Raw genomic sequence first — 23,719 nt, forward strand, 5'->3', positions numbered from 1 at the left:
CGGAACAAAAAAGCAACTTCCCCTTGCCCGGAACTCTCAACCCATGGATACACAATGGGTAAGAGACAACGTGTGATTCGCCCCTTTAGTTTGGAAACAGAGTAATGGCAAAGAATACCACTGTAAGAAGTTCGGGACCGGCCCGCGTCCGCTTGGTCGTCCTTGATGCTGAGATCCCGGACGGCGATCTATCCTCTTTCAACCAAGTTCTTCAGAACGCCTTGCGCGGGCCAGGCACGACGATCGTGCAGCAGCGGCTCAACGGCAGCGCTGCGAAGACCATCACGCACCAACCCGCGGCTGACGTGGAAGGTCAGGCAGAAGAAGTCGTTGATGATGTGGTCGAGGAGGAAGAGATTGTATCTCAGCCGGCGAAACCGCGCGCGAAGCGGTCTCAGCCGAAGAGCCCGAGCGTCGTCCCCATGGACATGCACGCTCCAGTTTCTCTGGCGACTTTTGCGCAGGGAAAGGACTCGAAGAAGCAGATCAACAAGTACATGATCGCGGCGGCTTGGTTGAAGGAGTGCCGGGGCATCGACGCCGTGAACGGCGACCATATGTTTACGTGCTTCAAGTCGATCGGTTGGTCCACCAACATCCCGGACTTCACCCAGCCACTGCGGCTCCTGAAGGCCAAGAACAAATATTTCGATAAGTCTGACAAGGGTTACGAAATCAACCACATCGGGCTCGACTTCGTAAACAAGCTCGGCGGCAGCAATGGAGCTGCGTGACCTGGTCGATCAGGTCCCCGGTTTTGATGCAGCGGCTCCGAAAGAGAAGATCAAGCTCTTTGCCTGGTGGGTTCACACCCACGGAGGCAAAGAGTTCTTCGGCCCTGCGGAAATCCGATGGTGCTACGACACGCTTCACATCGACGAGCCCGCGGCGCTCGCCACCTACATATCCAGGCTCGCTGACGCGAAAGAAGTGATCGCGGAGAAGGGCAAATATAAACTTGCCCGCTCCGTTCGGTCAGACCTCGATAAGAAGTATGGCGTTCATCACAGCGTGGTGGCGGTGAGCAAGATCCTGACGGACCTCCCCAGCAAGGTGCCCACCGTAGAGGAACGCGCATTCCTGCAAGAAGCGTTGAAGTGCTACCGCATCGAGGCCTATCGGTCTTGCATCGTTATGGTCTGGAACCTCGCCTACGCTCATTTGCTCGATTGGATTCTCAACGATGCGAAGAGGCTTGAAGATTTCAATGCCACGACGCCGAAGCGTTACCCTTCCCTCAAAAACATCCAGGTGACCAAATACGACGACTTCCGCGATGAATTTCAAGAGCGCCAGGTGGTCGATATCGCGAGCAGCGCAGGCCTTATCAATGACGACATCTACAAGATCATGAAGGCTAAGCTGGATCGTCGAAACATCGTCGCCCACCCGTCCACCGTTGTGGTGACCCAATCACAGGCCGACGATATGGTGACCGACCTCATCAACAACGTGGTGCTTGCTCTGACGTGAGGTAGAGCTGCTTCACCGCGTCACGCCTCAGCCGCACCTAATACTTGGGTCCAAAACAGCTCCCGGATTACGGTGACAGTGCACTAAACCATGTCGACTGATTACCTTGGCTTGAGTTTAGTGCACTGTCACCGTAATTCTTACGCAGGTCACCGGTATTGCGTGACCCCGCCCTTGAAGTCCCGCCCGCAATTCGGGCAGTTGTAGTGCTGTGGACGGTGTGACTTGGTTAGCCGATGGAGTTTACCTTCCTGCTCACACCGTTGGCAGAACGCAAAGCCTGTCGGCTTTCCATCTGGGCCCTTTTCGTACTTATAGCCCCGCACCTCGATCAGCGTCTCCTTGAATTCGAAATTCTTCTGTAGTGCAGCGACCTCCGCGTTTTTTGCGCGCAACTGTTCCTCGGCATCGGATAGCGCGGTCTTTGCCTTCGCGAGGGATTCGTTTAGGCTTGCGATCTTGAGTTTTAGATCGGCGTCCTCGTAGATCTTTTTTAGAGCGAGTAGATCTTTCGCAAAGTTCAATCCGGCCGATGCGGCGGCCAAGCCTTCTGCAATCGTAACCATCGTCCCGCCTCCACTTGCGTTAGCCCAAAGCTACGACCTCAGCGGGTGTACGAGTCCAGCAGTAATTCGCGATTTCCACCGGCTCTTTCTCGTTAGAGACACCGGGAATCCGGATTACGGTGACGGTGCACTAAACCATGTCAACTGATGCTTTGGCTTTGGAATTTAGTGCACTGTCACTGTAATTCCCAATCGATAGTGAAGCGATTACTGCAAGTGGAGGTGAGCGGGCCCCTAACGAGTTTCAGTGATCCCCGGAAGTCGCCACCCCTCATCCATTGGAAAGTCCCAGCGACCACCTCCCGCAACTCCATGCGACGCGCTCGCACCGATGGCTGCATCTATAGTTCGGTCCAGATGCGAGAACGCAGAGAAAATCGTGCGCAGGTCTTCCGTCCAGTATGTGACGTTGCGTTTCATATAGCGATACTCAAACTCTTTGTGATGCTTGGCCAACAGACCGACCAGCATGTCCATTCCGCTATGGTGCAGCCCCTCGGACAAACAAAGAGAGCGGAGCTTGAGTAGGTCGTGGCCTATCTCTCGCTTCCTCAAATCGCGCTCATTGTGGCCCTTGTGAATGAGGAATGCTTTCAAATAGAGCTCCGTAGCGAATCCGCATAGCATGTGAAACGCCATAAAAAGTGAGATGTCGTCCGGCAGCTGCAAACGATGCGGATTGGTCATCATTGCATATGCCGATTGAACATAGCCCTTCGCTACGCTGTATGGCTCCTCAGGAGTGAGTGTCACGGCTGGGAGCCCTGCAGTCGGCTTGATCCGGCGCTTTTAGTGAGTTCACGCTCAGCGATCCGGAGGACAGCTACTATCCTTCGGAACACTCGGTTGCTCTCGATGCTAGCCGGATCAATAAGGATGTCATGGAGGCCATCGTATCGTAGAAGATGCCGTGAATAGAAGTTGTTCAATGCCTGCACTTCTTGGGCGAGATTTGGGCGCATCGGGTGCAACCCAAATGCCTTGATGGCAACTGCCACCACGCGATTAAGGTCATGCCCGTGTCGTCGCTGTTGCTTGATATATTTTTCGTAGTCCAAGAGAAGCAATAGGGCTTTCAGAATTATCTCGGCGCCTTGGCAGAGAAGGTGCAGCACAACGTACCTGTCAGCGCCCAGTTGTCGTTCAAGCAAGACCGCCGCTCCGATGAAGCTCTTGCCGCGCCGATACAGGGCCAACGCCATAAGCCGTTTACCGTGCTTCGTTGCGTTTTCCTTGGTGAACGTTACTGACGCCTTCATTTCAGTCTCGGGCTTGATCGGCTGCGAGCCATGCAAAACGGAATCGTTGGGATTCCAGAATGATCATACACGCCGTATCAGGACCAGCGTTACAAATTGATCTAACGTTCGCTGCGATGTCCGGCTTCGGCAATGTTCGTCATTCCGCCGAAAGCGGAGATAAATTCCGGAGCGTCGCGAACCGCTCCGTGCATGGTGGGCCCGATAGAATTCCGGGCTCGCGGCTTCGCCGCACCCCGGAATGGAGGGGACTTCGCCGTAAGCCCCTTGAGCCCCACCCCGATTCGTGCGACTTCCGCCCCCAGCAAAACCCCTCATTTCGAGCCCTCGATGCACATTCTCCTGCTCGGTTCCGGCGGCCGCGAACATGCCCTGGCGTGGAAGATCGCGGCCTCCCCCCTGGTGACCAAGTTCTGGTGCGCGCCCGGCAATGCCGGCATCGCGCGGGAGGCGGAATGCGTGGCGCTCGATGTCGCCGACCACGCCGCGGTGATCGACTTCTGCAAGACGAACAAGGTCGAGCTCGTGGTGGTCGGGCCGGAGACGCCGCTGGCGGCCGGCATCGTCGACGATCTCGCCGCCGCCGGCATCAAGGCGTTCGGGCCGAGCAAGATCCCCGCCCAGCTCGAAAGCTCCAAGGGCTTTACCAAGGCGCTGTGCACCGAATTCGGCATTCCGACCGGCGCCTACAAGCGCTTCACCAACGCCAAGGATGCGCGCGACTACGTTGGCAGCCAGGGCGCGCCGATCGTGGTGAAGGCCGACGGGCTCGCCGCCGGCAAGGGCGTCGTCGTCGCCAAGACAGTGGGCGAGGCCGAAGACGCCATCGCCATGATGTTCGAGGGCGCGTTCGGCGAGGCCGGCACTGAAGTCGTGATCGAGGAGTTTTTGCCGGGCCGCGAGATCAGCTTCTTTGCGCTGTGCGACGGCGAGACCGCCATTCCGCTGGCCTCCGCCCAGGACCACAAGCGGGTGTTCGACCACGACGTCGGCCCGAACACCGGCGGCATGGGCGCCTATTCGCCGACGCCTTTGGTGACGCCCGCGATCCACGACGCGATCATGGCGAAGATCATCTTGCCGACGGTATCAGGCATGAAGCAGCGCGGCACGCCGTTCCGCGGCATTCTCTACGCCGGCATCATGCTGACGACGCAGGGGCCAAAACTGTTCGAGTTCAACGTCCGCTTCGGCGATCCCGAGTGCCAGGTGCTGATGCTGCGCATGATGTCGGACATCGTGCCGGCGTTCCTCGCCGCCTGCGACGGCCAGCTGAAGAATTTCGATCTGCGCTGGCATCCGGACTCCGCGCTCACGGTGGTGATGGCGGCGAAGGGTTATCCCGGCGACTACCAGAAGGGCACGCGGATCGACGGGCTCGATGACGCCGCGAAGGTGGACACCGTCGAGATCTTCCACGCCGGCACGGTCGAGAAGGACGGCGCGATCCTCGCCAATGGCGGCCGTGTGCTCAATGTCTGCGCGCTCGGCAAGACCGTGACGGAGGCGCAAGTGCGCGCCTATCAGGCCGTCGACCGCATCAACTGGCCCGAGGGCTTCTGCCGCCGCGACATCGGCTGGCAGGCGGTGGAGGCGGAGAAGGCCAGGGGCTGACAAGCAGCTGACAAGAACCGGCTCGCGATCCCGGACGGCGCGTAAAGCGCGCCAATCCGAGAATCTCGAGGGCTTGTGTCACCGCGCCGCCATATCGACATTCCAGAATGTGCAATCAGCTGTTGGGGTTAGTAGCCCCGCCGATGATACCGCTACTGTGCATGGGGTTGTTTTAGCAATTTTAGGTGTCGGGGCCGGCCCCGACTGACCCTTTAAAGGATGCAGAAAGATGTCCGATCTCGCCGACCTCTATCCGGATTTTGCTGCCGAATGGATCAATACCTCCTTCGGCCGCATCTTCGCCCGCGTCGGCGGCAGCGGGCCGCCGCTGCTGCTCCTGCACGGCTTCTCCGAGACCCATGTGATGTGGCACCAGGTCGCGCCCGAGCTGGCCAGGCACTTCACGCTGATCATCGCCGATTTGCCGGGCTACGGCTGGTCCGACATGCCCGAGAGCGATGCGCTGCACATCCCCTACAGCAAGCGCGCGATGGCCAAGGCGATGGTGGAAGTGATGGAGCGGCTCGGTCACGTGCACTTCGCGCTCGCCGGCCACGACCGCGGCGGCCGCGTCTCCTACCGCCTCGCGCTCGACCATCCCGGCCGGCTGTCGAAGCTCGCGGTGCTCGATATCCTGCCGACCTATAATTACTGGGAGCGGATGAATCGCGCCTACGCGCTGAAGATCTATCACTGGACCTTCCTGGCGCAGCCCTATCCGCTGCCGGAGACGCTGATCTCTGGCAATGGCGAGTTCTTCTTGCGCTTCAAGATGGCGAGCCAGACCAAGTCGAGGACGTTGGACGCCATCGACCCGCGCGCGCTCGAGCATTACCTCGCCCCGTTCCGCGATCCCGCCCGCGTGCATGCGATGTGCGAGGATTACCGCGCCGGCGCCTATTTCGACTACGACCTCGACAAGGCCGATTTCGAAGCCGGCAAGAAGATCACCATTCCCATGCTGGCGCTGTGGGGCAATGCCGGCGTGGCGCAAGCCGCGGCGACGCCGCTCGACACCTGGCAGCAATGGGCGACGAACGTTGTGGGCATGCCGGTGGATTCCGGGCACTTCCTGACCGAGGAGAATCCCGACGTGACGGCAGAGGCGCTGCGCGAGTTCTTTTCGGGCTGACGATCTTGTAGCCCGGATGGAGCGAAGCGAAATCCGGGTCTGTCAACGCCGCGACACTGCCCCGGATTGCGCTTCGCTCCATCCGGGCTACGACGGCCCTACCTTCGCTCCCGAAAGAACTCCTTGAGCAGCCGCGCCGCCTCGCTCTCGCCGACCCCGGAATAGACGTCCGGGGCGTGGTGGCAGGTCGGCGAGGCGAAGAACCGCACGCCGGATTCCACCGCGCCGCCCTTGGGATCGGCGGCGCCGTAATAGAGGCGCCTCACCCTTGCAAACGAGATCGCGCCCGCACACATGGTGCAGGGCTCCAGTGTCACGTAGAGGTCGCAGTCGACGAGGCGCTCGCTGCCGATCTTTTTCGCCGCCTCGCGCAGCGCGACAAGTTCGGCATGGGCCGTGGGGTCATGGTCGGTCAGCGTCCGGTTCGCCGCGGTGGCGATGACCTCGTAATTGCGGACCACCACGCAACCGATCGGAACTTCGCCCGCTTTTCCGGCATTTTCGGCCGTTTTGAGCGCCAAATCCATGAAGGAGGGGGCTTTCAAGCCTCGTATCATCCGAAGAAACCTGCTAGTAGCTGCGCCTTCAGCAGAAGTGCTTACCGGTTTTGCCTGGGCATGCGGCTCGGAACGAGCGCGCACAATGCCTAATGGCCACCCCCTTGAGTGAGATCATTCATGCCTCGCGACAGCGACAAAGACAACGATTCCCGCGGCCGGCGAGGCCCGCCCAAAGGCGGCCGTTCCGGCAAGGCGCGCGGCCCCGAGAAGAAGTTCGCCAAGCGCGGTTTTGAGGGCAGGAGCGAAGGGAGGGGCGATCGCGACAGCCGCCCGCCGCGTGGCGACCGTGACAGCCGCGCGCCGCGCGAGGGGAAACCGTTCCGCCGCCGCGAGGAGGGCGATGCCCCGCGCCGCGATTTTTCCGACCGTCCCCGCTTCAAGCGCGAGGACCGCGGCAGCGAGGGTCGCGGCGAGCGCAGCTTCAAGCCGCGCGGCGACCGTCCGTTCTCCGATCGCTCCTCGCGCGATGGCGAGAAGCGCCCATTCAAGCCGCGTGGTGATCGCCCGTCCTATGGCCGTGACGACCGTCCGCCGCGCAGCCGGGACCGTGACGATTCCCGTCCCGCCGGCCGGTCAGGCGACAGGAAATTCGGTGACAAACGGCCCTACGCGCCGCGTGGCGATCGTCCGGAACGCAAGTTCGACGGCGAGCGGAAGTTTTCGCGGGGCGGTCCTGATCGCGACCGCGGCGAGCGCGGTGATTCCAAGCCGTGGCAGAAGCGCGACGACCGTCCGCGTGGCGATCGTCCGCCGCGCAAGGATTTTGGCAAAGGCCCGCGCAAGGATTTCGGCGGCCGTGATCGCGGCGAGGACAAGCCGTGGCAGAAGCGCGAAGGCGGCGAGGACCGTCCGCGCTTCTCGCGCTCCCGCGACGATCGTGCCTCGGGTGACCGTCCGTTCCGCGAGCGGCCCAAATTCGATCGGGCGCGCGAGGATCGTCCGAAGTTCGATCGGCCCCGCCGCGACGGCGATGGCGACCGCGGCGGGCGTGGCGGCGACCGGCCGAAATTCAATCGTCCGCGCGAGCGCTCGGAAGGCCGTTCCGATTGGCACGAGCATCCGCGCAGCGAAGGTCGTTTCGGCGATCGCCCGCGCCGTGACAACGAGGATGACAGCAGGATTTTCGAGAAGCGTCCCGCTTTCGGCGGCCGCGGCGCCTATCGCGAGCGGGACCGCGATTTCGACCGCCGTCCGCGCCGCGAAGAAGCGCCGAAGCCGAAGAAGGCCGGCGAGCGCATCGCCAAGGCGCTGGCCCGCGCGGGGCTTGCCTCGCGCCGCGATGCCGAGGAAATGGTCACGCAGGGCCGCGTCACCGTCAACGGCCGCGTCATCAACTCGCCGGCGCTCGACATTACGAAGAACGACGTCGTCCTGGTCGACGGCAAGCCGTTGCCGGAGCGCGAGCGCACGCGGCTGTTCCTCTATCACAAGCCGCGCGGGCTGATGACCACGCATGACGATCCCGAGGGTCGTCCGACCGTGTTCGACAACCTGCCCGAAGGCCTGCCGCGCCTGATCTCGATCGGCCGGCTCGACTTCAACACCGAAGGCCTGCTGCTGCTGACCAACGACGGCGGGCTCGCGCGCACGCTCGAGCTGCCCGACACCGGCTGGCTGCGCCGCTATCGCGTTCGCGCCCATGGCGACGTCACCCAGGCGCAGCTCGACGAGCTCAAGAACGGCATCGAGGTCGAGGGCGTCAAATACGGTCCGATCGAAGCGACGCTGGAGCGCGATCAGGGCGCCAATGTCTGGCTGGTGTTCGCGATCCGCGAAGGCAAGAACCGCGAGGTGCGCAATGTCTGCGCCCATCTCGGGCTCGAGGTGAATCGCCTGATCCGGGTTTCCTACGGTCCGTTCCAGCTCGGCGAGGTGCCCGAAGGTCAGGTCGAGGAGATCCGCTCGCGCGTGCTGCGCGACCAGCTCGGCGACAAGGTGATCGAGAAGTCGGGTGCGCAGTTCGACGTGCCGCAGAAATCTTCTGCGGGTGATGACGAGAAGAAGCCCACCAGCAAGCGTGCCGTCATCAACGACCGCAAGGGCCGCCGCGTGCTGGTGCAGCGCACCGGCAGCGAGGAGGCGCGCGAGCGCAACGAGGAAGAGGCCAACGGCTACGGCCCGCCGCGCCGTCCCAAGCGCGGCTATCACGGCAAGCGCGACCTGACGCCGCGGGAGGATTGAGAGTGAGGAGCTCTTCGTCGCTCGGCACTCTCTCGTTCCCTCCCCCCTTGTGGGGGAGGGTTAGGGAGGGGGGTACCCCACGAGAGGTCGCTGCTTGTGGCACCCCCTTCCCCAACCCTTCCCCACAAGGGGGAAGGGAGCTCTCCTTCCGTGCCTTTACTATTCGAGTCTCATAATGCGCGTCGTCGGCGGCAGGTTGAAGGGGCGCAATCTCGCCTCACCGTCCTCGCGCGACATCCGCCCGACGGCGGACCGCCTGCGCGAGTCCGTCTTCAACATCCTCGTGCACGCCTATGATGATCCGATTGCGGACGCGCGCGTGCTCGATCTCTTCGCCGGTACCGGGGCGCTCGGCATCGAGGCGTCGTCGCGCGGCGCGAAGTTCACGCTGTTCGTCGACAATGGCGCGGAGGCGCGGGCGCTGCTGCGCAACAATGTGGAATCGCTCGGCCTCGGCGGCGTGAGCAAGGTCTACCGCCGCGATGCCACCGATCTCGGGCCCGCGCATCCCGTCGAGCCGTTCTCGCTGGTGTTCCTCGATCCACCCTATGGCAAGGGTTTTGCGGAGAAGGCGCTGGCGAGCTTGCGCGACGGAGGCTGGCTCACGCCCGGCGCGCTGCTGGTGGTGGAGGAGGCGAAGGCCGCGCAGTTCGTGACGCCGGAAGGGTACGAGGAATTGGAGCGGCGGGCCTATGACGATACGGAGTTTGTGTTTTTGAAGCGGCCGTAGCCGCGCTGCCGTAGGGTGGGCAAAGGCGCGTCGCGCCGTGCCCACGCACTTTGCACAATCGCGATGGGTGGTGGGTACGCTTCGCTTTGCCCACCCTACGGCATCGGCGCCGCGGCACTGTCACCGCCGCCCGAACAGCTTCTCCACATCGCTGAGCTTCAGCTCGACATAGGTCGGCCGGCCGTGATTGCACTGGCCCGAGTTCGGGGTGTCCTCCATCTCGCGGAGCAGGGCGTTCATCTCTTCCGGCCGCAGCCTTCGGCCGGCGCGCACCGAACCGTGGCAGGCCATGGTCGCCGCGACGTGCATCAGGCGGCGCTCGAGCGGCAGCGCCTCGTCCCATTCGGCCATGTGCTCCGAGAGATCGCGCAAGAGGCCGCCGGCATTGGTCTTGCCGAGCAGCGAGGGCGTCTCGCGCACCGCGACCGCACCGGGGCCGAAGGATTCGATGGCGAGGCCGAACGATGCGAGCTCCTCGCTGCGCTCCAGGAGGCGCTCCACCGTCGCCTCGTCCATCTCGACGATCTCAGGGATGAGAAGGATCTGCCGCTGCACACCGTTTGCAGCCAGCGAGGCCTTCAGCCGCTCATAGACGATGCGCTCATGCGCGGCATGCTGGTCGACGATGATCAATCCGTCGCGGGTCTGCGAGACGATATAGGTCTCGTGGATCTGCGTGCGCGCGGCGCCAAGCGGACGATCGATGAGGTCAGCGACCGGTTGCGTCTCGAACCGCACGTCCGCGCTGGGCGCACCGACGTCGAAGGCGGCCTGCGCGCGCTCGGCGAAAGCGGGTGCGGCCGATCCTTCGAAGGACGGCATCGGCGCGACTGGGGCGGATGGCGAGGCCCGCCAGTCCCAGCTTGCGGGACGCGGCGACGTGAAGGCCGGCCGGAACGAAGACAACGCGCTCTCGCCGCTGTTGGCGGCGGTGCGACGCCCCTCACGCGCGAGACCTTCCTTCAGCCCGTGCACGATCAGCGCGCGGACCAGGCCGGCGTTGCGGAAGCGCACTTCGGTCTTGGCCGGATGGACGTTGGCATCGACCTCGCGTGGGTCGAGCGTAACGAAAAGCGCCAGCACGGGATGCCGGTCGCGCGGGAGATAGTCGGCATAGGCTCCGCGCACCGCCCCCAGGATCAGCTTGTCGCGGACCGGGCGGCCGTTGACGAAGAGATATTGCCCGAGCGCATTGGCCTTGGTCAGTGCAGGTGCAGCGGCATAGCCGGCGACGACGACGCCCTCGCGCTCGGCATGGACCTCGAAGGCATGGCTGCGAAACTCAGCGCCCAGGATGTCGCCGAGCCGCGTCAGGCGGCCGGCGGCGCCGGGCAGCGCGGCAGCCCAGGTCACTGGTGCGCGCTCCTCGCCCGCCAGCGTGAAGGCGATATCGGGCCGCGCCATCGCGAGGCGCCGCACCACCTCGCGGATCGCTTCCGCCTCGGTGCGGTCGGTCTTCAGGAATTTGAGCCGGGCCGGCGTCGCATAGAAGAGGTCGCCAACTTCGACGCGGGTGCCATGTGCCAGCGCCGCCGGCATGATCTCGGACTTCTCGCCGCCCTCGACCGTGAGCGCCCAGGCGTGCGGCTCGCTGGCGTGGCGTGTGGTGATGGACAGTCGTGCCACCGAGCCGATCGAGGGCAGCGCCTCGCCGCGGAACCCGAGCGTGCGGATCTGGAGCAGATCCTCGTCGTCGAGCTTGGAGGTGGCGTGGCGCTCGACCGCGAGCGCGAGGTCTTTCGCGGTAATGCCGCCGCCATCGTCGGTGATGCCGATCCGCCGCCGCCCGCCGCCGTCGGTGAAGACGTCGATCCGGCTGGCGCCGGCATCGATGGCGTTTTCGACCAGCTCCTTGACCACGCTCGCCGGACGCTCGACCACCTCGCCGGCGGCGATGCGGTTGACGACCTGTTCTGGAAGCTGGCGGACGGGCATGAGGTTCTGATCTGGATTCGCGGACAGCGCTATTCTAGGCCGTGTTGCGTCAAAAGCATGTGTTGGGCAACAGCCGTGTGGCCGCCTGGGGAAGAGGGCTACCTATCGCATTGAAGACATTGAGCGTTCGAGAAAATTGCGCAGGCCGGCACCTGCCGACATCCGACGACGGTCCGGATTGTGAGGCGTCGGGCAGCGGTGTAGCATCGTGAAAAAATGGCAACAGGACGGGAGGACGCCATGTGCCATCTCTTCGCGCATCAGCCCCAACGCGATTACGAATCCCAGACCCGTTCTTTAAGGATCGATGGCCATTGCACCTCGATCCGGCTGGAAATGGCGTTCTGGGACACGCTGGAGGAGATCGCGGCCAGGGAGGCCATGAGCCTCGGCAAGTTCCTGACGACGCTCTACAACGAGGTGCTCGACCATCACGGCGAGGTCAACAATTTCGCCTCGCTGCTGCGCTGCTCGTGTCTGATCTATCGCTCGAAGAGCATGGCGACGGTGCCGGAGTTCAAGGCCACGGTGGCGCCGATTCTCGATGCGGCGGAGTAGCTTCCGCACCTTCGGTGTCGTCCCGGCCTAGTGCGCAATTGCGCACGGGCGCCGGGACCCACACCGCGTGATCTAACGATTGCGGAAGGTCGGAGTACCGAACGACTAATCTCCGCCAAACTAGGCCCTGTGGTTATGGGTCCCGGCGTTCGCCGGGACGACACCTTGAGTGTGGATACGCAATCCCTCCTCAACGTCGTCCTGGCGAGCGACGCCAACGTACGATCAAATCTCCTTCTTCTGCATCGCGCCCGCGATGTAGTCCGCCTGCCGGATCGCCAGCGCGACGATGGTCAGGGTCGGGTTGCAGGCCGCACCGCTGGTGAACTGGCTGCCGTCCGAGACGAACAGGTTCTTGACGTCGTGGCTCTGCCCGAACTTGTTGACGACGCCATCCCTGGGCTTCTCGCTCATCCGGTTGGTGCCGAGATTGTGGGTGCTCGGATAGGGCGGCGTCGGATAGGTCACGGTGGCGCCGACGGCGTCGTAGACCGCAGCGCCCTGCTTGTAGGCGTGCGCGCGCATCGCGAGATCGTTGGGATGATCGTCGAAATGCACACTCGCGACCGGCTGCCCGAACTTGTCCTTCACGCGAGGGTCGAGCGTGATGCGGTTGGTCTCCTGCGGCATGTCCTCGCCGACCAGCCACATGCCGGCCATCCTGGGATAGCCGTCGAGCGCCGCGGTGAACGGACGGCCCCAGGCGCCGGGATTGAGGAACGCCGCCATGAACGGCAGCCCGATCGATAGCGTCTCCATCTCGTAGCCGCCGACGAAGCCGCGCTTCGGGTTGTTGGCGGCTTCATCGCGGATGATGCCGGCCATGGTGGTGCCGCGATACATGTGCACGGACTTCTCGAACACGGCATAGACGCTGCCGGTCATGTGCCGCATGTAGTTGCGGCCGACCTGGCCCGATGAATTGCCAAGGCCGTCGGGGAACATGGTCGAGGCGCTGTTGAGCAGCAGCCGCGGGCTCTCGATCGAGTTGCCGGCGACCGCGACGATGCGCGCCTTCTGGCGCTGCATCGCGCCGCTCTCGTCGGCGTAGACCACGCCGGTCACCTTGCCGCCGGCATCATGCTCGATCTTGATCGCCATGCTGCTCGGTCGCACTTCGAGATTGCCGGTCGCCTCGCCCTTCGGGATCTCGGTGTAGAGTGTCGACCATTTCGCGCCGGATTTGCAGCCCTGGAAGCAGAAGCCGATCTGCTGGCAGGCGCCGCGGCCGTCGCGCGGCTGGCTGTTGATCGCCATATTGCCGGTGTGCACCGTCTTGTAACCGAGCTTCTTGGCGCCGGCTTCCAGCACCTTGAAATTATTGTTGCCGGGAAGGCCGGGAATGCCGTTGGTGCGGGTCACGCCCATCTTGTTCTCGGCCTTGGCGTACCACGGCTCCATCTCGGCGAGCGTGACCGGCCAGTCCAGGAGATTGGCGCCGGGAAGGTTGCCGTAGGTGCTCTTCACCCTGAACTCGTGCTCATCGAAGCGCAGCGAGGCGCCGGCCCAATGGGTCGTCGAGCCGCCGACCGCCTTGACGATCCAGGCGGGAAGGCCGGAAAAATCCTTGGCGACGCGCCACGTCCCCGAGGTGGTGCGCGCATCGGTCCAGGCAAGCTGGGAAAAACTCTCCCACTCGTCGTTGACGAAGTCGTGGTTCTCGATGCGGGGACCCGCTTCGAGAATGACCACCTTGACGCCCTTCTGCGCGAGCTCGTTGCCCAGCGTGCCGCCGCCGGCACCGGAGCCGACGATCACCACAACGCTGGAGTCGTTCAGATCGAATTTTGCCATATGCGTTCTCCTGAACCGTTGGGGTGGGTCTCAAGCCTTCGGCAGCCAGTCGATGTCGGCGAAGCCACGGTTGATGTAGCCGCCGTGCTCGGCGGAGGAGCCCTCGTAGCCGAACCGCGGCCAGACCTCTTTCTGGTTGTAGAGCGAGACGATGAGGTCGCCGCGCACCTTCTGGAAGAAGTCGCTTCCCTCGATCTCCTTCAAGAGCACCACACGGTCGGCTTCCCATGGCACTTCGACATAGGGCACCTTGTGGCGATCCCGCGCATTCTGATCGAGCCGCGTGATGCCGTCGCTGATCAGCGACTTGACGGCGGGATCCTTCGCCGCCTTGCCGTCCCACGGCTTGACCGCGGTGATGTAATAGCTGTCGCCGAGCACGTCGTGCGGATAGATGTCGCGCGCGACTTTCAGCAGTGTCTTCATCGTCGCGGGCGAGAGTGCGCTGGCATCATCGGCCCACGCATCTTCGATGCTCACGGTGACGCTGGTCGCGACGGCTACGACCGGCACGGCGGTCGCCGCACCCTTGAGAAAGACGCGACGGCTGTGCTTGCTTCGACGATCGACTTCTCTCATGGCATTCCTCCGTGGATTTTTATGATTTGGACCTTTGTGTCAGCCGAACCGTCCGCCCCGCTGGATCACCTCGATCTTGTAGCCATCGGGATCGCTGACGAAGAAGAAGCGCGCCAGCGTCCTGCCGTCGTGCTTGAAATCGCGTAAGGGCCCCGGCGCGAGCTTCTCGCGCTCGAAGCGGGCATGCTCGGCCTCGAGATCCTCGACCACGACGGCGAGATGGCCGTAGCCGTCGCCGAGTTGGTACGGCGTCTTGCGATCGAAATTCACCGTCAGTTCGACCTCGAAAGGTGAGGAGGGGTGACGCAGATAGATCAGGGCAAAGTCCGCGAATTTCAGATGGTCTGCGACTTCGAGGCCGAAGGCACGCCGGTAGAAGTCGAGCGAGCGCGCCTCGTCGAGCACGCGGATCATGGAATGGACCGGCTTTGCCATTCAGTTCTGCCCCTTCAGGTAAGCGATGATGGCGGCGCGCGTCTCCGGCTTACCTTGCCGATAGGCCATGACGACACCGGGAATGACGGCTTGCGGATTGGTCAGCCAGGCGTCGAGCCGGGCTTCGTCCCAGGTGAAATCTGCGTTGGCGAGGCCTTGCGAATACCGAAAGCCTTCGACCTTGCCGGCGAGACGGCCCACGACCTTGAGCAGCGGCGGTCCCTGGCGCACCGGCTCCGACAGGTTCGTGGTGTGGCACGCCGCGCATTGTTGCTTGAAGAGTGTCGCACCGTCCGGCGGCTTTGCGGCCGGCAAAGGCATCTGTGCGTCGGCAACCCGCACCACCAGCACCATCGCGGTGCACAATCCCAGCACGAACGCGCGCATCGTCTAGAGCCGCCCATCGACATCAACCTGCGCAAACTCTAGGCGGCGTCAGATGGGCGGTGGTAGTAGCGGGCTGTTTCGCTGCGTGCGGAGATGCTCGTGATGCGCGGTGTTCCGCGCTGCCTTATATGCGGAGCACAATTCCGCGAAACCGCCGTCAAATCCCTAAACGATCACCACACCATGCGCATTGCATGACGATTGCGCCGCTTGAACTCTCGACGCGATGCAATGGCCCGGTGCAGATCAGCGGCGTGTGCGCCGCCGAGCCATTCGTCGCGAAAAAATCCAGGAGAAATGGATGAAGTTGGTGAAGACCTCGATGATCGCATGCGCTCTGTCGGCTCTCATTGCGACGCCCGTTCTCGCGCAAAGCGCGCCCCCCACCGCCAAACCGGGCGGCACAGTGCAGAGCAAACCCATGCAAGGCAGCACGATGGGCAGCGGCGACGAGGAGATGAATGCTCAGCCGGGCGCGGCGGGCGAGAAGACCGGCATGAAATCGACCAAAGGCACCAGGGGCACGGTCGGCACCACGGGTAGCGCTGCGCACAAGGGAACGGCCGACGATGCCACGACGGGCGGCGCAGCCCCTTCCAAGCGTTACTAGTCTCGCCGGTGAAACGGCAAAACTCCGGTCGCCCTGCGGCCGGAGTTTTTTGCCGCGCTAATTAGTCGTCGAAGCGCCCGCCGCGTCCGGCCTTGACGTCGCTGCGGCGCTTCTTGCCCTCGAGCCGGCGTTGCTTTGAGCCAAAAGTCGGCTTTGTCGCCCGCCGCGGCTTTGGCCGCACCATGGCTTCGCGCAGCATCTCCGTGAGGCGATCAATGGCATCCTGGCGGTTGCGCTCCTGGGTGCGGAAGCGCTGCGCCTGGATCACGATCACGCCGTCCTTGGTCATGCGCTGACCGGCGAGGCGGGCGAGCCGAATCGCTGCATCCTCCGGCAGGGTCAGCTTGCGCGCGTCAAAGCGCAACTGCGCCGAGGTCGCGACCTTGTTGACGTTCTGCCCGCCCGGGCCGGAGGCGCGGACAAAGCCGATCTCGATGTCGTCCTCGTCGATGACGAGATCGCGGGATATCCGCAGCATGATGGCACCATTCGTGATGTCCGGACATATCGCGGACGTCTGCGTTGGGCAATGGTGCTTGGTGGAAACGCAAATGGCCGGGCGAGCCCGGCCATTTCAGGACATCTGAGAGGGACGTCAGTTCGACTTCGTCGCCGGAGCCGCGGAGGGCTGCGCCGCGGCCTGCGGGGCGCGGCCGACGACGACGGTCAGGAGGCCCTGGCCCCAGAGGCGCTTGGCGGCGGCTTTGGCGTCGTCCAGCGTCACGGCGTCGACGATGGCGTTGCGCTTCTCGATATAGTCGATCGGCAGCTTGTCCTGCTGGTATTGCAGCAGCGCCTGGGCCAGCTTGGACGAGGTATCGAGCGCCAGCATCTGCGAGCCCTTGAGGTAGGACTTGGCCTCGTCGAGCTCCTTCTGCGTCGGGCCTTCCTCGGCGATCCGGCGCACTTCCTTTTCAATGGCATCGATGGTGTCGCCGGCGCGGTCGGCGCGCGTGCCGGTATTGCCGATGAACACCGCCGAATGCTCCATCCAGAGCAGCGCTTCATAGACCGAATAGGCCAGGCCGCGCTTCTCGCGCACCTCACGATAGAGCCTGGAAGACAATCCGCCGCCGCCGAGGATGTGATTGACGACATAGGCCGCCATGAAGTTGGGATCGCTACGCTTCACGCCCGGGCCGCCGAAGGTGATCACGGTCTGCGGCACGTCGAGCGTCACGAAGGCGCGTTGCGGCGGCTTTGCGGCCTCGACGTCGGGGACCGGCGTGAGGTTGGCCTTGGCGGGCAGGCTGCCGAAGGTGTGGTCGAGCAGCTTGCCGAGGGTCGCCGGATCGACGTCGCCGACGACTGCGATCTTCAGCCCATCCTTGGCGAGGACCCGTCCGACATAGTCCTTCATGTCCGCGACCGTGATGGTCGGCACGCTGTCGAGATTGCCGTTGCTCTGCCGGCTGTAGGGATGATCGCCGAAGGCGACCTCCAGGAATTTGCGGCTCGCCAACGAGGTCGGATTGGTGGTCTCGCGGCGCAGGCCCGAGACGACCTGCGAGCGGATGCGTTCGACATCGGCGGGGTCGAAATGCGGCGAGGTCAACGCGCTCCGCAAGAGGTCGAAGGCCTCGTCCTTGTTGTCGCGCAGCATGCGCAGGCTGCCGCGGAAAGTGTCGCGGGTGGCGCTGAAGGAGAGCTCGATGGCGCGGCGGTCGAGCCGCTCGTGGAAGGTCTTGGAGTCGAGATCGCCGGAGCCTTCGTCGAGGAGATCGCCGACGAGGTTGGCGACGCCCGGCTTGTCCTTGGGATCCTGCGCCGAGCCGCCGGCAAAGGAATATTCCATGGCGATCAGCGGCACGGTTGCGTCCTGCACGAACCAGGCCTCGATACCACCCGGCGAGACCAGGTGCTGGATCTTTGCGGCCGCCTGCGACGGCGAGATGGCGGCGAGGGAAAGCGCAGCGCCCGTGACAAACGAGAAGGCAACGCGTCGAAGGAAGGGATAGGTCACGAACGCTTCTCCTCGCGCTTGGCGGCACTGGTGTCCTTGATCAGATAGCCCGTCACCGAGCGCTTCTTCTCGAGCCATTTCTGCGCGACGGCACGGACCTGCTCGGCGGTGACCGCGCGGATGCGATCGGGCCAGCTCCTGATGTCCTCGATCGACAGGCCGGTGGTCAGCGCGCCGCCATACCAGCGTGCCAGCACCGCCTGGTTGTCCTGGGCGTAGATCGCTTCCGCGATGAGCTGGGTCTTGACCCGCTCCAGATCCTCGGCGCGGATCGGGTTCTGCGCGACATTGGCGATGACGCCGTCGACCGCCTGCTCGACCTCGGCAAAGCTGACGCCGGGTTTCGGTGAGGCAGAGATCGCGAACTGGGTCGGGTCGAGCGAGATGCTCGAATAGCTGGCATTGGCGGAGACTGCGAGCGGCTTGTCGACGACGAGGGCGCGGTAGAGATAGGAATTGCTGCCGCTGCCCATCAGCTGCGCCAGCACGTCGAGGGCGGCGCTTTCGCCGGCCGCGGCCGTGGTTGCCGAGGGCACGAGATAATAGCGCCGCATGCTCGGCTGCTCGACGCGCGGGTCGGCCAGCGTGACGGTGCGCGGGGCGGCGGGCTCCGGCTCCTGCGGACGGACTCGCCGCGCCGGGATCGCTGCTTGCGCCGGGATGGAGCCGAAATTGCGCTCGACCAGTGGGCGGATGTCGGCGGCCTCGACGTCGCCGGCGATCACCAGGATCGCGTTGTTCGGCGCATAGAAGCGGCGGTAGAAGGCGAGCGCGTCCTCGCGGTCGAGCTTCTCGATCTCCTGGTGCCAGCCGATCACCGGACGGCCGTAGGGATGATTGAGATAGAGCGCGGCCATGATCTGCTCGTTCAGCCGCGCGTCCGGATTGTTGGCGACGCGCATGTTGTACTCTTCGAGCACGACGTCACGTTCGGGCAGCACGTTCTCGTCCTTGAGGATGAGGCCGGTCATGCGGTCGGCCTCGAACTCCATCATGGTCGGCAGCTGCTCTTTCGGCACGCGCTGGTAATAGTTGGTGTAGTCGACCGAGGTCGAGGCGTTCTCGTTGCCGCCGACGCGAAGCACGGTCTGGGAGAATTCGCCGACGGGGTGCTTCGAGGTGCCCTTGAACATCAGGTGCTCGAGGAAGTGGGCGAGGCCGGACTTGCCCGGCGTCTCGTCGGCCGAGCCGACCTTGTACCAGATCATCTCGGTGACGACGGGCGTGCGGTGATCGGGGATCACCACGACCTGCATGCCGTTGCTGAGCGTGAAGCTGGCGGGCGGGGCCGATGTGACCGTGGTCTGGCCAAGGGCCGCGCCTGATGTCAGGACACTGGTCGAAAGCAGCGCGGCAAGGAGGCAGGCAGCCGATCGGTTTGCGGACATCATGATCCCTAGTGAAAGGCCGAGGTCCGGATGTCCGGCTCGGACGGCACGGCATGCTACACCGTGCGGCTGAGGCTTCGCGTCACGAAGCAGAGAACTCAACGCGATGGCAAGTTACTGATCAGCAATTTATGCGCCTCGGCCGGCGTACATGAATCGCCGGCGCGGGGTTTCGGGTCTGTGGAACAGGAACGCTATTGTTCCTTGTCCTTGCCGGACATGATGTCGAAATAGGTCCGTCGCGACTTGTCCGGCCCGGCGCCATAGGCATAGTTCGGAGACGGCGTCTGATAGCCCGGCGGCGGCTCGACCAGCGACTGGCGCGGCGGCTCCTCGGTGAATTTCTTTTCTTCGGTGGCGTTGCCGCCCTTCATCATATTCCACAGGCCGCCGGAAAAGCCGAGTTCGGCGGGGCTGAGTGACGGATTGCCGTTGGTGCCCGGCTGGATGGGGTCATTGCTTGTTCGGGGGGCTGCGGCGACCTGGCCGGCCTTCATCTCGGCGGGCGTCAGCTGTCGGGCGGCCTGCCAGTTTTCCGTTTCCTTGGTTGCCTTCTTGCGCGCGGCGATGGCTTCCTTGCGGCGCTTCTCCTCGGGGTCCTTGGGCCAGTTCGGCGCGGCCTTGGCCTGGGTCGCGGGAGGCGGCAGGTCGAGCTTGGGCGGCACCACCAGCGGCGAGCGCTCGCGGTATTCGATGCCGGGCTTTTCCATGCTCTTGGCGCCGATGCCGGACATCAGATTGTCGATGATCTTCTCTTCGAAGGTCATCCCGTCATCTTCATCGTCGTCGTCACCGGCGCGTGCTGCGCCGGCCGACATGACGAGGCCGATGCCGAGCGCGACGGCGGACAATCTCAACGCCCGCCAAAGCCCCAATCGGGGGTCTCGAACCATCGAAATGCTGGTCTTCGAGCTGCGCATTACTGTACCTGTTCCATATTGTGTCAGATCGCCGCTCGCACGCGGCAAACCCTCGCAAAGGCCGGGTTCCACCTGCCGGTCCGTATCGGCCGGGATCAGGGCGCTTTTGCGGCGGGTACCCCCAGGAAGGAATCATACAATAGCCCCGCCACCCCAGCAACGATCGCCACGTCGGCGAGGTTAAACACATACCAATTATAGGTATTTCCGCCGATCTCGATGTGGAGCAGGGCGAAATCGACCACCGCGCCATAGGCGAGGCGGTCGATGCCGTTGCCGATGGCGCCGCCGATGATCAGGCCCAACGCGATCGTGGCAAGCCGGGTGTGCGAGCGGGCCATCCAGATCGCCAGCGCGACCACGGCGATGGCCTTGACGGCCATCAGCGCGAGCTGCGCCGCCTGGCCGTCGTTCTGCAGCCAGCCGAAGCTGATGCCGATGTTCCAGGCCAGCACCAGGTCGAAGAACGGCGTCACCTTGACCACGCCGCGACGGGCGAGGTCGAACCCGTTCAGCAGCCAGAGCTTTGAGGCCTGGTCCGCCACGAGGGTGACCAGGGCCGCGAGGATGCCGGCGCGGAGCGGGGTCATGGCCGCGGGATCAGACGCTCACGCCCAACGCCTTCCACTCGCGCAGCGCCTGTGCATCGCGCGGGGTGACGTCGGGATATTCAGCGTCTTCGCCGACCATTGGGGAGATCTTCCAGGAGCGGGCGCATTTGCTGCCGACCGCCTTCTCCACCACGACCGCGACACCGGGCACGGCATCGAGCCGGAACGCCTCGGCGGGCGCCTCGCCCTCACGCACCTCGTAGTTCGAGGTGATGCAGATTTCGGCGAGGTCGACGTCGAACAGCGTCATCAGCATCTCCCGGTCGGCGACATAGATCACCGGCGAGGCCTCCAGCGAGGAGCCGATGTTCTTGGCGGCACGTTCGAGCTCGAGCGCGCCGGTGACGACACGGCGGACGTTGCGGATCGCTTCCCATTTCGCGGCGAGCTTGTCGTCGCGCAAGCCTTCGAGATCGGTCGGGAACAGCGTCAGATGCACCGATGGCTCCGCATCGGGCCGGTACATGCGCCAACCTTCCTCCGCGGTGAAGCTGAGGATCGGCGCCAGCCATTTCAGGACCGAGGCGCACAACAGATCGATCGTCGTCAGCGCCGCCTTGCGCGTTGGAGACGACGGCGGATCGCAATAAAGCGTGTCCTTGCGGATGTCGAAATAGAACGCCGAGAGCTCGCTGTTCAGGAAAGCCGACAGGATCGCGACCACCGATTTGAAGTCGAACTCTCGATAGGCCTTGTCGACCGCAGCCGCGCGCACCGCGAGCTCGTGCAGCATCAGCCGTTCGAGCTCGGGCATCTCGGCAGGCGCCACTGCGTCGGCCGGCTTGTAATGATGCAGCGTGCCGAGCATCCAGCGCACGGTGTTGCGCAGCTTGCGGTAGGTCTCGACGGTGTTCTTCAGGATCTCGGGACCGATGCGCTGGTCGTCGGTGTAGTCGCAGGACGCGACCCAGAGCCTCAAGATGTCGGCGCCGGATTCCTTGATGACGGCCTGCGGCTCGATGGTGTTGCCGAGCGACTTCGACATCTTGCGGCCGTCCTCGGCCTGGGTGAAGCCGTGGGTCAGCACGACGTCGTAGGGCGCGCGGCCGCGGGTGCCGCAGCTCTCCAGCAGCGAGGAGTGGAACCAGCCGCGATGCTGGTCCGAGCCTTCCAGATACATCACCGTGTCGGTGCCGCCGTCGACCTTGCGCTTGATGCCAGCGAGCCCGGGAAACTGCACGGGGTCCTCGAGCACGAAGGCGTGCGTCGAGCCGGAATCGAACCAGACGTCGAGAATATCGTCGACCTTTTGCCAGTCTTCATTGGCCCGTGCGCCCAGGAAGCGCTCGCGCGCGCCCTTCGCGTACCAGGCATCGGCGCCTTCCTGCTCGAAGGCGTCGCCGATACGGGTGTTGACGGCCTCGTCCTGGAGGATCTCGGCGGAGCCGTCGCCCTTCTCGCGCACGAACACGGCGATCGGCACGCCCCAGGCGCGCTGACGCGAGATCACCCAGTCGGGCCGCGCCTCGATCATGCCGTTGATGCGGTTCTCGCCTGACGGCGGCACCCATTGCGTCACCGAGATCGCGTGCAGCGCGCGGGCGCGCAGCGTGTCGCCGCTCTTGGTCTTGCCGCCCTGCGCCACGTCCTTGTCCATCGCGATGAACCATTGCGGCGTATTGCGGAAGATCACCGGCTTCTTGGAGCGCCAGGAGTGCGGATATTGGTGCTTGAGCCGGCCGCGCGCGAGCAGCATGCCCTTTTCGACGAGCGCCTTGATCACGGCCTCGTTGGCGTCGCCCTTCTCGCCCTTGTCGTTGATGACGCGCTTGCCGGCAAAGCCCGGCGCATGATCGGTGTAGGCGCCGTTCTCGTCGACGGTGTAGGGGATTGCCGTGGTGATGCCGCGCGCATCGAGCTCGCGCGCCTGCGCCATCCAGGCATCGAAGTCCTCACGGCCATGGCCGGGCGCGGTGTGCACGAAGCCGGTGCCGGTGTCGTCGGTGACGTGGTCGCCGGGGAGCAGCGGCACGATGAAGTCGTAGCCGCCGGCAAGACCCTTCAGCGGATGGGCGCATTCGATCGCGTCCATGGTGTCGCCGGGCACGTCGCGCACCTTCTCGAAGGCCGTCACGCGCGCCTGCTTGAAGACCTCTTCAGCGAGCGCGTCGGCGAGGATCAGGAGATCTCCGGTCCTGGCCCAATTGTCGGCGGGCGCGTCCGTCACCTTGTACAGGCCGTAGGCGATCTTCGGCGAGAACGAGATGGCGCGGTTGCCCGGCAACGTCCACGGCGTGGTGGTCCAGATCACGACGCTTGCGGTAGCGAGCGCACCGTGCGCGGGCGAGGTGACCGGGAATTTCACCCACACCGTATCGGAGGTGTGGTCCTCGTACTCGACCTCGGCCTCGGCCAATGCGGTCTTCTCGACCACGCTCCACATCACCGGCTTCGAGCCGCGATAGAGCGTGCCATTGGCCGCGAACTTCATCAGCTCCCGCGCGATCTGGGCTTCGGCCGGGAAGCTCATGGTGGCGTAGGGATGATCCCAATCGCCGATGACGCCGAGGCGCTTGAACTCCTCGCGTTGCACGCCGAGCCAATGCGTGGCGTAGGCACGGCACTCCTTGCGGAAGTCAATCATCGCGGTGGAGTCGCGGAAGTCGGGCTTCTGCTTGCCCTTCTTGCGATAGTGCTCTTCCTCGACCTTCCATTCGATCGGCAGGCCGTGGCAGTCCCAGCCGGGCACGTAGTTGGAATCGAAGCCGAGCATCTGCTGGCTCTTGGTGACGAGATCCTTGAGGATCTTGTTCAGTGCGGTGCCGATATGGATGTTGCCGTTGGCATAGGGCGGGCCGTCATGCAGCACGAACTTGGCGCGGCCTTGGGCAGCCTCGCGCAGTCTCTCGTAGAGGCCGATCTCGTACCAGCGCTTGAGGATCTCCGGCTCGCGCTGCGGCAGGCCGGCGCGCATCGGGAATTCGGTCTGCGGCAGGAACAGGGTCTTCGAATAGTCTTTGGCTTCAGACTTGGGGGACTTTTGCGGCTTTTCGGACATGAGGCTGACTGGCTCGGAAGGGCGCG

Annotated in this window: 23 protein-coding genes; 8 read left to right on the forward strand and 15 right to left on the reverse strand. The window is 64.1% G+C overall.

The annotated features are described in order from the left end of the window. Positions 1 to 104: 104 nt before the first annotated feature. Together GGD66_RS37245 and GGD66_RS37250 are read left to right on the forward strand one after the other, a co-directional pair. The gene (locus GGD66_RS37245; RefSeq protein ID WP_183261636.1) at positions 105 to 734 is read left to right on the forward strand and encodes a hypothetical protein; all 630 of its coding nucleotides are present in this window, start codon (positions 105 to 107) and stop codon (positions 732 to 734) included. Continuing rightward, positions 721 to 1,473, forward strand: a complete 753-nt coding sequence (locus GGD66_RS37250) for a hypothetical protein (protein WP_183261639.1) — start codon at positions 721 to 723, stop codon at positions 1,471 to 1,473. The genes GGD66_RS37245 and GGD66_RS37250 overlap by 14 nt, the downstream gene beginning before the upstream one ends. A gap of 149 nt (positions 1,474 to 1,622) precedes the next feature. Here GGD66_RS37250 and GGD66_RS37255 read toward each other — a convergent pair whose 3' ends face one another. The 3 genes from GGD66_RS37255 to GGD66_RS37265 form a co-directional block, all read right to left on the reverse strand. Then, positions 1,623 to 2,039, reverse strand: coding sequence for a hypothetical protein (locus tag GGD66_RS37255; RefSeq protein WP_183261641.1), 417 nt, complete (start codon positions 2,037 to 2,039; stop codon positions 1,623 to 1,625). Between the two features lie 234 nt (positions 2,040 to 2,273). Then, the gene (locus tag GGD66_RS37260; protein ID WP_183261643.1) at positions 2,274 to 2,729 is read right to left on the reverse strand and encodes a hypothetical protein; all 456 of its coding nucleotides are present in this window, start codon (positions 2,727 to 2,729) and stop codon (positions 2,274 to 2,276) included. A 59-nt stretch (positions 2,730 to 2,788) separates the two neighbouring features. Further along, on the reverse strand, positions 2,789 to 3,298 hold the full coding sequence (locus GGD66_RS37265) for a hypothetical protein (protein ID WP_183261645.1): 510 nt from the start codon (positions 3,296 to 3,298) through the stop codon (positions 2,789 to 2,791). A gap of 330 nt (positions 3,299 to 3,628) precedes the next feature. Between GGD66_RS37265 and purD the strand changes: the two genes are divergently transcribed. Further along, on the forward strand, positions 3,629 to 4,912 hold the full coding sequence (purD, locus tag GGD66_RS37270; RefSeq protein ID WP_183261647.1) for a phosphoribosylamine--glycine ligase: 1,284 nt from the start codon (positions 3,629 to 3,631) through the stop codon (positions 4,910 to 4,912). Between the two features lie 229 nt (positions 4,913 to 5,141). Then, the gene (locus GGD66_RS37275) at positions 5,142 to 6,044 is read left to right on the forward strand and encodes an alpha/beta fold hydrolase (protein WP_179731629.1); all 903 of its coding nucleotides are present in this window, start codon (positions 5,142 to 5,144) and stop codon (positions 6,042 to 6,044) included. A 98-nt stretch (positions 6,045 to 6,142) separates the two neighbouring features. On the opposite strand, the gene GGD66_RS37280 is transcribed toward GGD66_RS37275, so the two are convergent. Further along, positions 6,143 to 6,601: a nucleoside deaminase gene (locus tag GGD66_RS37280; protein WP_092255233.1), complete on the reverse strand. Its 459-nt coding sequence runs from the start codon at positions 6,599 to 6,601 to the stop codon at positions 6,143 to 6,145. Positions 6,602 to 6,721: 120 nt separating this feature from the next. On the opposite strand from GGD66_RS37280, the gene GGD66_RS37285 reads away from it, so the two are divergent. Both GGD66_RS37285 and rsmD read left to right on the forward strand, forming a co-directional pair. Continuing rightward, a complete protein-coding gene (locus GGD66_RS37285; protein ID WP_183261651.1) occupies positions 6,722 to 8,785 on the forward strand; it encodes a pseudouridine synthase in 2,064 nt (687 codons plus the stop codon). Between the two features lie 175 nt (positions 8,786 to 8,960). After that, complete coding sequence (gene rsmD, locus GGD66_RS37290) at positions 8,961 to 9,515, forward strand: 16S rRNA (guanine(966)-N(2))-methyltransferase RsmD (RefSeq protein ID WP_092255227.1); 555 nt, start codon at positions 8,961 to 8,963, stop codon at positions 9,513 to 9,515. 120 nt (positions 9,516 to 9,635) lie between these two features. Here rsmD and mutL read toward each other — a convergent pair whose 3' ends face one another. Further along, positions 9,636 to 11,450, reverse strand: a complete 1,815-nt coding sequence (gene mutL / locus GGD66_RS37295; RefSeq protein WP_183261653.1) for a DNA mismatch repair endonuclease MutL — start codon at positions 11,448 to 11,450, stop codon at positions 9,636 to 9,638. Positions 11,451 to 11,690: 240 nt separating this feature from the next. Between mutL and GGD66_RS37300 the strand changes: the two genes are divergently transcribed. Next, positions 11,691 to 12,008 carry a ribbon-helix-helix domain-containing protein gene (locus tag GGD66_RS37300; protein ID WP_018321943.1) on the forward strand — a complete coding sequence of 106 codons (318 nt, stop codon included), beginning with the start codon at positions 11,691 to 11,693 and terminating at the stop codon, positions 12,006 to 12,008. Between the two features lie 225 nt (positions 12,009 to 12,233). Here GGD66_RS37300 and GGD66_RS37305 read toward each other — a convergent pair whose 3' ends face one another. The 4 genes from GGD66_RS37305 to GGD66_RS37320 are packed head-to-tail and all read right to left on the reverse strand — an operon-like array spanning position 12,234 to position 15,203. Beyond that, complete coding sequence (locus GGD66_RS37305) at positions 12,234 to 13,802, reverse strand: GMC family oxidoreductase (RefSeq protein WP_092255222.1); 1,569 nt, start codon at positions 13,800 to 13,802, stop codon at positions 12,234 to 12,236. A 30-nt stretch (positions 13,803 to 13,832) separates the two neighbouring features. Beyond that, entirely contained in the window at positions 13,833 to 14,381 is a 549-nt protein-coding gene (locus tag GGD66_RS37310; protein ID WP_092255219.1) for a Twin-arginine translocation pathway signal, read from the reverse strand. A 39-nt stretch (positions 14,382 to 14,420) separates the two neighbouring features. Continuing rightward, positions 14,421 to 14,816, reverse strand: a complete 396-nt coding sequence (locus tag GGD66_RS37315; RefSeq protein ID WP_092255216.1) for a VOC family protein — start codon at positions 14,814 to 14,816, stop codon at positions 14,421 to 14,423. Then, on the reverse strand, positions 14,817 to 15,203 hold the full coding sequence (locus tag GGD66_RS37320) for a c-type cytochrome (RefSeq protein ID WP_092255213.1): 387 nt from the start codon (positions 15,201 to 15,203) through the stop codon (positions 14,817 to 14,819). Between the two features lie 301 nt (positions 15,204 to 15,504). On the opposite strand from GGD66_RS37320, the gene GGD66_RS37325 reads away from it, so the two are divergent. Beyond that, entirely contained in the window at positions 15,505 to 15,813 is a 309-nt protein-coding gene (locus tag GGD66_RS37325; protein WP_026202641.1) for a hypothetical protein, read from the forward strand. Between the two features lie 61 nt (positions 15,814 to 15,874). Here the strand turns inward: GGD66_RS37325 and arfB are convergent, their stop codons facing one another. From arfB to ileS, 6 genes are all read right to left on the reverse strand, one after another. Further along, positions 15,875 to 16,291, reverse strand: a complete 417-nt coding sequence (gene arfB / locus GGD66_RS37330) for an alternative ribosome rescue aminoacyl-tRNA hydrolase ArfB (protein WP_018321949.1) — start codon at positions 16,289 to 16,291, stop codon at positions 15,875 to 15,877. 117 nt (positions 16,292 to 16,408) lie between these two features. Continuing rightward, positions 16,409 to 17,776, reverse strand: coding sequence for a pitrilysin family protein (locus tag GGD66_RS37335; RefSeq protein WP_183261655.1), 1,368 nt, complete (start codon positions 17,774 to 17,776; stop codon positions 16,409 to 16,411). Next, positions 17,773 to 19,164 carry a pitrilysin family protein gene (locus GGD66_RS37340; RefSeq protein WP_183261657.1) on the reverse strand — a complete coding sequence of 464 codons (1,392 nt, stop codon included), beginning with the start codon at positions 19,162 to 19,164 and terminating at the stop codon, positions 17,773 to 17,775. Before GGD66_RS37340 ends, GGD66_RS37335 begins: the two co-directional genes overlap by 4 nt. 194 nt (positions 19,165 to 19,358) lie before the next feature. Further along, positions 19,359 to 20,084: a hypothetical protein gene (locus GGD66_RS37345; RefSeq protein ID WP_092255207.1), complete on the reverse strand. Its 726-nt coding sequence runs from the start codon at positions 20,082 to 20,084 to the stop codon at positions 19,359 to 19,361. Between the two features lie 95 nt (positions 20,085 to 20,179). Continuing rightward, positions 20,180 to 20,674 carry a signal peptidase II gene (lspA, locus tag GGD66_RS37350; RefSeq protein WP_018318364.1) on the reverse strand — a complete coding sequence of 165 codons (495 nt, stop codon included), beginning with the start codon at positions 20,672 to 20,674 and terminating at the stop codon, positions 20,180 to 20,182. 10 nt (positions 20,675 to 20,684) lie between these two features. Further along, positions 20,685 to 23,693, reverse strand: coding sequence for an isoleucine--tRNA ligase (gene ileS / locus GGD66_RS37355; protein WP_183261659.1), 3,009 nt, complete (start codon positions 23,691 to 23,693; stop codon positions 20,685 to 20,687). Positions 23,694 to 23,719 lie beyond the last annotated feature (26 nt).

Origin of the sequence: Bradyrhizobium sp. CIR48, assembly GCF_014198315.1 — a bacterium.
GTDB lineage: Bacteria > Pseudomonadota > Alphaproteobacteria > Rhizobiales > Xanthobacteraceae > Bradyrhizobium.

Excerpts from the sequence above, each read along its gene's own strand:
- GGD66_RS37285 (WP_183261651.1), top strand. The coding sequence starts at position 6,722 with ATGCCTCGCGACAGCGACAAAGACAACGATTCCCGCGGCCGGCGAGGC.
- GGD66_RS37300 (WP_018321943.1), top strand. The coding sequence starts at position 11,691 with ATGTGCCATCTCTTCGCGCATCAGCCCCAACGCGATTACGAATCCCAG.
- GGD66_RS37325 (WP_026202641.1), top strand. The coding sequence starts at position 15,505 with ATGAAGTTGGTGAAGACCTCGATGATCGCATGCGCTCTGTCGGCTCTC.
- GGD66_RS37250 (WP_183261639.1), top strand. The coding sequence starts at position 721 with ATGGAGCTGCGTGACCTGGTCGATCAGGTCCCCGGTTTTGATGCAGCG.
- GGD66_RS37315 (WP_092255216.1), bottom strand. The coding sequence starts at position 14,816 with ATGGCAAAGCCGGTCCATTCCATGATCCGCGTGCTCGACGAGGCGCGC.
- GGD66_RS37255 (WP_183261641.1), bottom strand. The coding sequence starts at position 2,039 with ATGGTTACGATTGCAGAAGGCTTGGCCGCCGCATCGGCCGGATTGAAC.
- GGD66_RS37345 (WP_092255207.1), bottom strand. The coding sequence starts at position 20,084 with ATGCGCAGCTCGAAGACCAGCATTTCGATGGTTCGAGACCCCCGATTG.
- GGD66_RS37260 (WP_183261643.1), bottom strand. The coding sequence starts at position 2,729 with ATGATGACCAATCCGCATCGTTTGCAGCTGCCGGACGACATCTCACTT.
- GGD66_RS37245 (WP_183261636.1), top strand. The coding sequence starts at position 105 with ATGGCAAAGAATACCACTGTAAGAAGTTCGGGACCGGCCCGCGTCCGC.
- lspA (WP_018318364.1), bottom strand. The coding sequence starts at position 20,674 with ATGACCCCGCTCCGCGCCGGCATCCTCGCGGCCCTGGTCACCCTCGTG.
- GGD66_RS37310 (WP_092255219.1), bottom strand. The coding sequence starts at position 14,381 with ATGAGAGAAGTCGATCGTCGAAGCAAGCACAGCCGTCGCGTCTTTCTC.
- purD (WP_183261647.1), top strand. The coding sequence starts at position 3,629 with ATGCACATTCTCCTGCTCGGTTCCGGCGGCCGCGAACATGCCCTGGCG.
- GGD66_RS37275 (WP_179731629.1), top strand. The coding sequence starts at position 5,142 with ATGTCCGATCTCGCCGACCTCTATCCGGATTTTGCTGCCGAATGGATC.
- GGD66_RS37280 (WP_092255233.1), bottom strand. The coding sequence starts at position 6,601 with ATGATACGAGGCTTGAAAGCCCCCTCCTTCATGGATTTGGCGCTCAAA.
- rsmD (WP_092255227.1), top strand. The coding sequence starts at position 8,961 with ATGCGCGTCGTCGGCGGCAGGTTGAAGGGGCGCAATCTCGCCTCACCG.
- arfB (WP_018321949.1), bottom strand. The coding sequence starts at position 16,291 with ATGCTGCGGATATCCCGCGATCTCGTCATCGACGAGGACGACATCGAG.
- ileS (WP_183261659.1), bottom strand. The coding sequence starts at position 23,693 with ATGTCCGAAAAGCCGCAAAAGTCCCCCAAGTCTGAAGCCAAAGACTAT.
- mutL (WP_183261653.1), bottom strand. The coding sequence starts at position 11,450 with ATGCCCGTCCGCCAGCTTCCAGAACAGGTCGTCAACCGCATCGCCGCC.
- GGD66_RS37320 (WP_092255213.1), bottom strand. The coding sequence starts at position 15,203 with ATGCGCGCGTTCGTGCTGGGATTGTGCACCGCGATGGTGCTGGTGGTG.
- GGD66_RS37265 (WP_183261645.1), bottom strand. The coding sequence starts at position 3,298 with ATGAAGGCGTCAGTAACGTTCACCAAGGAAAACGCAACGAAGCACGGT.
- GGD66_RS37305 (WP_092255222.1), bottom strand. The coding sequence starts at position 13,802 with ATGGCAAAATTCGATCTGAACGACTCCAGCGTTGTGGTGATCGTCGGC.
- GGD66_RS37340 (WP_183261657.1), bottom strand. The coding sequence starts at position 19,164 with ATGTCCGCAAACCGATCGGCTGCCTGCCTCCTTGCCGCGCTGCTTTCG.